The 8625-nt window shown below is 62.0% G+C and carries 7 protein-coding genes; all 7 read left to right on the top strand.

The features are described from left to right. Positions 1–999 (top strand): ABC transporter permease (locus EN939_RS11755; protein ID WP_164750955.1); only part of this gene is annotated, 999 nt, incomplete at its 5' end. Further along, the gene (locus tag EN939_RS11750) at positions 996–1805 is read left to right on the top strand and encodes an ABC transporter permease (protein ID WP_127268148.1); all 810 of its coding nucleotides are present in this window, start codon (positions 996–998) and stop codon (positions 1803–1805) included. The genes EN939_RS11755 and EN939_RS11750, both read left to right, overlap by 4 nt. Beyond that, a complete protein-coding gene (locus EN939_RS11745) occupies positions 1802–2980 on the top strand; it encodes a M20 aminoacylase family protein (RefSeq protein ID WP_127268147.1) in 1179 nt (392 codons plus the stop codon). Before EN939_RS11750 ends, EN939_RS11745 begins: the two co-directional genes overlap by 4 nt. After that, positions 2980–4413, top strand: a complete 1434-nt coding sequence (locus EN939_RS11740; RefSeq protein WP_127268146.1) for an NAD(P)/FAD-dependent oxidoreductase — start codon at positions 2980–2982, stop codon at positions 4411–4413. Before EN939_RS11745 ends, EN939_RS11740 begins: the two co-directional genes overlap by 1 nt. 2 nt (positions 4414–4415) lie before the next feature. Next, the gene (locus EN939_RS11735) at positions 4416–4778 is read left to right on the top strand and encodes an AraC family ligand binding domain-containing protein (RefSeq protein ID WP_164748744.1); all 363 of its coding nucleotides are present in this window, start codon (positions 4416–4418) and stop codon (positions 4776–4778) included. A 175-nt stretch (positions 4779–4953) separates the two neighbouring features. Then, positions 4954–5601 carry a response regulator transcription factor gene (locus EN939_RS11730; protein WP_127268144.1) on the top strand — a complete coding sequence of 216 codons (648 nt, stop codon included), beginning with the start codon at positions 4954–4956 and terminating at the stop codon, positions 5599–5601. Positions 5602–5919: 318 nt separating this feature from the next. Further along, positions 5920–8625, top strand: a 2706-nt coding sequence (locus EN939_RS11725) for a DUF5801 repeats-in-toxin domain-containing protein (protein ID WP_127268143.1), incomplete at its 3' end; no start/stop codon positions are given.

Genomic DNA, 8625 nt, shown 5'->3' with positions numbered 1-8625 from the left:
TTTGCAGCACTCGTCGAGGATTTGGCCGACGCGCGGCGCGCCGGGAAGGAAGGCGTCCTGGCGCAACTCGTGAACCAGCGCGTGGTCGGCAGCCGTTTCCTCGTCATCAAGACGGCAAAGGATGCGGCCGACGGCAAGCTCGACATGCGCCCCGTGCGCGACGAGGTGCTCGCCAAACAGGCCGGTTGGAAAAACATCGATCTCTGGCAGGTCATAGCGCGTCAGCAAAGCGCGCGAACGGACTATTATCTGCTTGCGAGCCTGGACCTGAAGCGAGGCGCGGACAATTCGATCGAAGCCGTTTCCGCCGACCGCGCCATCTTCGTCGACGCGCTGCTGCGTACGATCTGGATCAGCATCGTGGTGACCGTCATCTGCGCGGTGCTCGCCGTGCCGCTGGCGCAGGCAATTGTCAGCGCGCCCCCGGCCTGGTCGAAGCTGATGTTCGCGTTGATCCTGTTTCCGCTCTGGACATCGCTGCTGGTGCGCACCGTCATCTGGATCATCGTGCTGCAGAAGAACGGCCCCGTGAATTCCACTCTGCTCGGATTGGGTATCGTCAGCGAACCCCTCGACCTCATCTACACCCGCTTTTCGCTCTATTTGGCGATGGTTCAGGTTCTGCTGCCTATGATGGTGCTCTCCGTCGTCGCTGTCATGCGGCGGGTTCCGACCACCTACATGCGCGCGGCACTGTCGCTGGGTGCGCCGTGGCTCACGGCATGGCGCCGCGTGCAGTTGCCGTTGATCCTGCCAGGGATCCTGTCTGGCGGGGCGATCGTTTTTGTCTTCGCACTTGGCTACTACATCACCCCGACGCTTGTCGGCGGGCCGACCGACCAGATGATCTCCAGCTACATAGCTTTCTACACGAACAGCACACTGAACTGGGGCATGGGTGCAGCGCTTTCGCTGCAACTGCTGATGATCCTCGTGTTGTTTGCGTTGCTGTTCTGGACGGCGTCCGTCCTCTTCCGCCGCAAGGCGCATGTCGCATGAGCGCCGACCGCTTCCGGAAGTGGCTGATGTATGCCTATGCGGCGACGTTGCTGGCGTTCATCATCCTGCCCCTGCTGATCGTGATCCCTATGTCGCTGACCTCGAGCAATTCGCTGGCATTTCCGACGCCGGGCTGGTCGCTGCGCTGGTATGCCGAACTGTGGGTCGACCAGCGTTGGCCGAACGCACTGTGGAACTCGGTCGTCATCGGGCTGTCCACCACGGTCCTGGCGTTGCTGCTCGGCATACCTGCGGCGATCGGACTCGCCTGGGGCGATTTTGCCGGCAAACGGATTCTCTACGCGATCATCGCCGCGCCCTTGGTGACGCCGGTTGTCATCGTCGGCGTCGCGGCTTTTTCATTCTTCGCCACACTGGGACTCGTCGGCAACAAGCTATCCATCATTCTGGTGCATACGGCGATGGCCGTGCCTGTGATGCTGACGACTGTCGTCGCCAGCCTTTCGACCTTCGACCGGACATTGGTTCGCGCGGCCGCATCGCTCGGCGCCGGCACCATCCGCACATTCTTCAAGGTAGTGCTGCCGCTGATAGCGCCGGGCGTCATTACAGGGGCCATCATCGCCTTCATCATCTCTTTCGACGAAGTCGTCGTCGCAAGTTTCCTCTCGACAGGCGCGGAGCGAACCTTGCCTCGCATGATCTTCTCCGGGGTTCGCGAATCCATCAGCCCTGCCATCGCGGCCGTCGCTGTGCTGCTGATCGCATTCTCTGCGACCCTGCTTGGTGTCATCGCCATCCTTCAGGGCCGCTCGCAAACTCTCCGCGCAAGGGCATCGGCATGAGACTGGTTCCATCGGTACAGCAGTTGGAGACCGAGATGACGACCTGGCGGCGGCATCTGCATGCCAATCCAGAACTCGGCTTCGAAGAGTTCGAGACGGCGCGTTTCGTGGCGGACAAACTGCGCTCGTGGGGCATCGAGACGACCGAAGGCGTCGGACGGACAGGTGTCGTCGGTACGCTCAGGGGCAGGCTCGGCGCTGGTCGCAGTCTTGGCATCCGAGCCGACATGGACGCCCTGCCGATGACCGAGGCGCGGCCGCTGCCGCATGCATCCCGCATTCCCGGGAGGATGCATGGCTGCGGCCATGACGGTCACACGACGATGCTGCTCGGCGCAGCCTCGGCGCTTGCCCGCTCGCCCGACTTCGCCGGCACCGTGCATTTCATTTTCCAGCCGGCCGAGGAGGGTCGAGGTGGGGCACTCGCCATGCTGAATGATGGCCTTTTCGAGCGTTTCCCCTGCGATGAAGTCTACGCGCTGCACAATTGCGAACGGCCTCTCGGCGAGATCGCCGTCCACCGCGGAACGGTGGCCGCGGCGGCCGATCGCTTCGAGATCGTCGTCCATGGAAGGGGCGGCCACGCGGCGATGCCGCATCTGGCGATCAATCCACTCCCCGTCGCCGCGCGCATCCTGCTGGCGATAGAAGCCCTGCCCGGTCGCCTGACCGATGTGCACTCTCCGGCAATCGTCACCGTTGGCAGCCTGCGCGCCGGCGAAGCCTTCAACACCATCCCCGATGCGGCGTTTCTGACCGGCACCGTGCGCACCTTCGACCATCAGGTTCAAAAGACGCTGGAGATGGCAATCCGCCGCATCGCGAAAAACGAGGCTGAAGCTTTTGGCGCCAGCGTCGATATTCGCTACGAAACGCCCTTCGCGCCGACGATCAACACTCCGGCGCAAGCCGACGCGATGATCGCGATTGCGAACGAGGTGATGGGCTCGGAACGTCTCGTCGTCGATCCGCCTCCCGAGATGGGTTCTGAAGATTTCTGCTACATGTTGGAACAGCGGCCGGGCTGCTATTTCTTGCTTGGCCAGGCGGACGACGCGCACCAGGCCGCCGCGCACGACACCAATTACGATTTCAACGACGCTATCCTGCCGATGGGCGCCAGTCTTTTGGTCAGGCTGGTGGAGCGCCGCCTGTCCGCGGCAGGCGCATCGTGATGCAGTTGCCGGAAAAAGACATCCGCTGGCGGAGCCATTGGCTGCGGCAGGCATTGCCCGAGGACCCGGACCTTGCGCCTCCGCTCGAAGAGACAACGCAGGCCGACATCTGCATCGTTGGCGGCGGGTATCTCGGACTGTGGACCGCCATTCGCCTCAAGCAGCACAATCCAGGCTTCGACGTTGTCATTGTAGAGCGCGACATTTGTGGTGGTGGCCCGAGCGGCCGCAATTCCGGAATGGTGCTTTCGGCGTGGACCAAATACAGCGCGCTTGCCGCGCTGCGCGACGGAAACGACGCGCTTTCGATCATCAAGGCATCCGAAGCCGCGATCGGCGGCATCGAGGCTTTCTGCAAGACCGAGGCAATCGACGCCTGGTTCGATCGCATCGGCTGGATCTGGGGCGCTACGTGCGAAGCACAGCTTGGCGCCTGGGACGACGCGTTAAACAAGCTGGCAGCGCACGGCTACGTCCCGGCGCGGCGAGTTTCGCGCCCGGAGATCGCGGCGATGGCCGGTACGACGAGCCACCTTGGCGGTGCGTTCGACGCTTCGTCGGCAACTGTGCATCCAGGGTTCCTGGTGCGCGGCCTGCGTCGTGCAGCGCTGAACCGCGGCGTTCGGATCTATGAAAAGTCGCCGATGAAGCGGTTTTCGCGACGTGGCAAGCTCACGGTGGAAACGGCGAAAGGAACTGTGTCCTGCGGCAAGGTCGTGCTTGCCATGAATGCCTGGTCCGGGGCGATTCCGGAACTGGCCCCTGCGATCTTCAACATCTCCAGCGACGACGCCATGTCACAGCCCATTCCAGGCCTTCTCGACAAGGTCGGCTACCGCCGGGCGCCGCTGATGATCGATTCCCGCGTCTTCGTTGGCGGTTGGTCTCCGACGCGCGATGGTCGGCTGTCCGTCGGCGTCAGCGGTGGCGTCATTGGCTTCGGCGGCATCGTCGACCAGCGTTTCCATGGCCTGTCGCCACGGGTCGCCGAAATGCGTCGCGTGCTGCGGGATGGCCACCCGGCGCTCGCCGATTTCCCGCTCGAAACATCGTGGAACGGCCCGATCGACCGGACGGTCAGCGGCGTGCCGCTGTTCGGCGCTTTGCCCGCCAACCGCGATGTCGTCTACGGCTACGGCTTTTCCGGCAATGGCACGACAATGGCTTATATCGGCGGCGAGATCCTCACCGGCCTGCTGACTGACGGCGAATCGGAACTGACGCATTCGGCGCTGGTGCGTCCGGTGGCGCGCGGTTTCCCGCCCGAACCCTTTCGCTTCGTCGGTGCGCATTTCGTCCGTGGCGCGGTGCGTCGGCGCGACGATCTCGAACATGCCGGGCGCAAGCTGAATCCGGTGACGAGATGGCTCGCCGGGCTGGCCCCGTCCGGCGTCACTCCCTCCAAAGCCAATCTTCGCGCAAAGAAAGGATGACAATGTCCAAGGCCAGGATTTTCAAGCACAGCGAGTTGACTCTGAAGCCATCAGTCACGCCGACCGGAACGTCGTCGATCGCGCGCGTGATCAATGCCGAGATCAGCCGGACCATGGGCGGTGGCATCGAGTATCTGGAGAACGCCTCGATCGACTGGACCGTGACCTATGACGAGGTCCTGTTCATCCATGAAGGCACGCTGACGATCGAACTGGATGACGGCCGCCACGAATGCCGCCCTGGCGACATCGTCTGGCTGCCCAATGGCACGCATCTGAAATACATCGCAACCGAACGCACCGGCTATTTTTACTGCCTATACCCGTACGACTGGGCCGCGCGGCAAGGGACGTTAGAACCTTGACGTGACAGGCATATCATAGGTTGGCCTTTCACGGCGCCGTTCCGAGCGGCAGTCTCGGGGCGTTATTATAGCAACATGTATATTAGCTATTACTTGACAATAGGCCTAGGCTCTGGTTTCCTGATTTTACGGGTACTTAACCAAGTTCGTTGCGTTTTTTACGGACGGTGTTCGCATGTCGACGTTGGTCGTGGCGGACCCGCGAGGGGTATATCTCGCCGGTCTGGAATGGGTTTTGCAGAAGGCTGGACACGATGTTGTCGCCCAGTGCCGCCGCCCTGTGGACGTTCTCGCTCATGTGGAGCGCCATCAACCTGATATCGTCATCGTGGGCGTGGATCTCGAGGACCAGCAGACATCAGGTCTTTCCTCACGGCTGAAGGCTGGCAACAGCGCTCTCGGCATCATCTTCATCGTGCAGCCAACCGGCAGGCTCGATATCAAGGAAATACAGACGCTCGACGTCGACGGCCTGTTTCTGGACGGCATCAGCCACCGCTTTCTCGTCGAATGCGTGAATGCGGTGGCGGCGGGCAAGAAGTGGATCGACAACAAGATCGTCCAGCAGCTGCTGATGCCGGGCTCGCAGCCGCAGCCCATGTCCCGGCTGACCGGGCGGGAGACCGAGATCGCCGATCTCGTCTCGCGCGGGCTGCGCAACAAGACCATCGCGCAGCGGCTGCATTTATCCGAAGGTACGGTGAAGATGCACCTGCATCACGTCTACGAGAAGCTGCACCTCGGCGGCCGGGCGGAACTGGCCTGGATGACGCACGGCAAAGCCACCGAGCGTCCACGAACGGGCCGAACCGGCCTGCTCTGACCGTCCCTCTCTCCTCGCGCCGACATTGTACGCACGGCAACGGCCGGAAAGCCGTCTGACGGCATCTGCCTTGTGCCGGCGCGGCCTCCCCCAGCACCCGCCAGCCTGATCTACCGATGGATATATATCGTTCGATCAGGTGCGGACATTGACCGCAATACTATCGAAGCGGGAATGGACGCGCCCTCTGCGCCGGCGGCACAATGAAATTGGAGGGGCGCATTTCAGTATGCGACCGGCTGCACCGGGGTAGGTGCATTTCCGGCATTGGGGGCTGCATCCCTTTCCAGAAAGCATTTTGAACCAAGGAGAATCTCCATGGCACTCGATATCGTAGCTCAAGACATCATCATCGACGAGACAATCGGTTTTACGGACGATGATATCAATCCGGCCATTCCGCCATACGACACCAACCCCACGGTGCAATATCTCCTAAGTCTCGACGATCCGGATGGGTTGACCTCGCCTGAGGTCGCCTTCCAGGCCAACTTCGTGGAGGCCTCGGCGAGCGCGGGAGAAACCATCACCTCGGTCGTTCTCTCACAGAACCTCGCTGGAACCCCGTTTTCCACCACCGTCGGCGTGAACAGCGGCATTCAGACGGTCGATGGCAATTATGTCTGGCTGTTCCAGGACCTAACGCATCCAAACGTCGTGATCGGCGTCATTGGCACCTCTGACGCGGGCACTGAGCCCGCCGAGACCGGACCGCTCGCCTTCTCGTTCGCCCTGATCAACACCAGCAACACCAATGCGGATTTGTATACGGTCCAGTACGTGCCGTTGTTCCATCCGGACGAGACCAACCCGGACGACCGCATCAATCTGGAAGACGCAGTGTTCGCCTCCGTTGCGGGAACCTCCGTGGTCAGTTTTTTGGGCGAGGACGCCGCGCCCGGCAACAATGATTTTTACTTGATCAATTCGCCCGATGACGCTTCCAAGCAGCTTCTGGTGATAGGCTTGAACGGTGGCACCGCCAACGTGAGTGAAAAGGGCTTCGGCGTCAACAACCAGAGCATTAATCCGGGCGAAACGCTCCAGGTCGATTTTGTGACCGGCGGTGATCTGGCCGCGGGTGATGCCTCGGAAATCCAGTACGATAGCCATCTCGAGACCGTCACGCGGGCCGGATTCACAATCAACCAGATCACGCCTTCTACTCCCACTGATCGGGTGGACGTCAGTATCGCTGCCTTCAACAATACGGGCAACGATCAAGGCACGGATTTCTTTGACGGCACCGCGACCAACCTCGTGAACATCACCAGCCTCACGTTGACGGGTGAATCAGGGTTTGCGTCCACCATCATCGCCAATGGCACCTATGCCACTGGGAGCGGCAACGTCACCGTCAGTGGGCTCGGCACGGGCATAGTCACCATCACCGGACTCGACAACGTCACCACCGTCGATGTCATCACCAGCAGCCCAATGGATCGGCTGCAGGTATCATCGGTCGATTCAAACGAAGGGCTCGATATCTCCGAGTTCCATTTCTCGACGACGAACACCAACGCCCACAGCGAAGAGGTCGGCTCCTTCATCAACTTCGACGATGACGGGCCGGCGGTGACAGCGGACGGCACTGTTTCGCCGCTGATTACCGACGATACCGACATTCCCGATACAGCGTCGGCAAGCTTCGCGCCGGTCTTCAGCGTCGACGCCGGCGCCGATGGCCTCGACGGCGTCACCTATGCGCTCGACGTCAAGAGCCCCGGTGTCGACAGCGGCCTCGACGACACGCTCAGCGGCGACAACATCCTGCTGCGCCTCAACGCCAGCGGCGAGGTCGAAGGCTATCTGGCGAACGCCACAGGCACGGTCGCCTTCCTGATCAGCGTCGACGAGAACACCGGCGAGGTGACGCTGACCCAGAATAGCTCGGTCGTCCACAACGATGCAGCCGATCCGGTGGAGAGCGGCGTATCGGCGGCGACACTCGCTGCGGCCGACCTGGTGACGTTGACGGCGACCGCCACCGATGGTGACAGCGACACCGACGCTGCAACCGCCAATATCGGCGACGCCTTCCATTTCGAGGATGACGGCCCGACGGTGACGGCGGACGGCACTATTCCGACGCTGACCACCGACGACAGCGATCTTTCCGATACCACATCGGCAAGCTTTACTTCCGCCTTCAGCACCGACCTCGGCGCCGACGGCGGCGCCGTCACCTATGAGCTCGGCGTCAAGAGCGCAGACGTCGACAGCGGCCTCGACGACACGCTCAGCGGCGATAACATTCTGCTGCGCGTCAATGGCAACGGCGAAATCGAAGGCTATCTGGAGAACGACACGGCTACGGTCGCCTTCCTGATCAGCGTCGATGAGAACACCGGCGAGGTAACGCTGACTCAGGACCGTTCGGTTATCCATAACGATCCGGCAGATCCCGTGGAGAGTGGCGCTTCGGCGGCGGTACTTGCCGCGGCCGATCTGGTTACTCTGACCGCGACCGCCACCGATGGTGACGGCGACACCGCCGAGGCAACAGCCAACATCGGCACTGCTTTCACCTTCGAGGATGACGGCCCGACGATCACGGTGCCGTTCGACGGTGATGCCTCCGGTGGTGGTAGCGATGGTACCCACGAAACCCTGGCTAATGCGGCCAATGCGTCCGCCACCGGAGCCTTCGGGTACGACATCGGCGCGGATGCTCGCCCGGACGCGTTCTACGATGCCACGCACTCTGACTTCGTCGACCAGGATGGCGACCCGCTTAATGGCATCCAGATCGCACTCACCGGCTCGATCGCCGGCGGCGGCGGGGGCAATCTCATCACCTCGGACGTCACGCTCGCGTCGGAGGACTCCGATTTCGCGACGTTCGACTTCAGCTTCACCTACGACAAGGACCCAGCGGATCTCGTCCAGCCGGGCACGGCGGGCGGCACCCTCCTCTTCGACAAGGGTGCCGGCACTTACACCATCACCCTGACCGATCCGCTCGAAGGCTTCAGCTTCGACCTTATCCACACCAGTGAACTCTTGTCCAAGCAGCCCACGAGC

This window comes from Mesorhizobium sp. M7A.F.Ca.CA.002.05.1.1, from assembly GCF_003998335.1.
Classification (GTDB): domain Bacteria; phylum Pseudomonadota; class Alphaproteobacteria; order Rhizobiales; family Rhizobiaceae; genus Mesorhizobium.
This window is presented reverse-complemented; position numbering and strand designations above follow the sequence as displayed.

What these genes read in the sequence shown, in the direction of transcription:
- EN939_RS11750 (WP_127268148.1), top strand. Translation starts at nt 996, where the DNA reads ATGAGCGCCGACCGCTTCCGGAAGTGGCTGATGTATGCCTATGCGGCG.
- EN939_RS11745 (WP_127268147.1), top strand. Translation starts at nt 1,802, where the DNA reads ATGAGACTGGTTCCATCGGTACAGCAGTTGGAGACCGAGATGACGACC.
- EN939_RS11740 (WP_127268146.1), top strand. Translation starts at nt 2,980, where the DNA reads ATGCAGTTGCCGGAAAAAGACATCCGCTGGCGGAGCCATTGGCTGCGG.
- EN939_RS11735 (WP_164748744.1), top strand. Translation starts at nt 4,416, where the DNA reads ATGTCCAAGGCCAGGATTTTCAAGCACAGCGAGTTGACTCTGAAGCCA.
- EN939_RS11730 (WP_127268144.1), top strand. Translation starts at nt 4,954, where the DNA reads ATGTCGACGTTGGTCGTGGCGGACCCGCGAGGGGTATATCTCGCCGGT.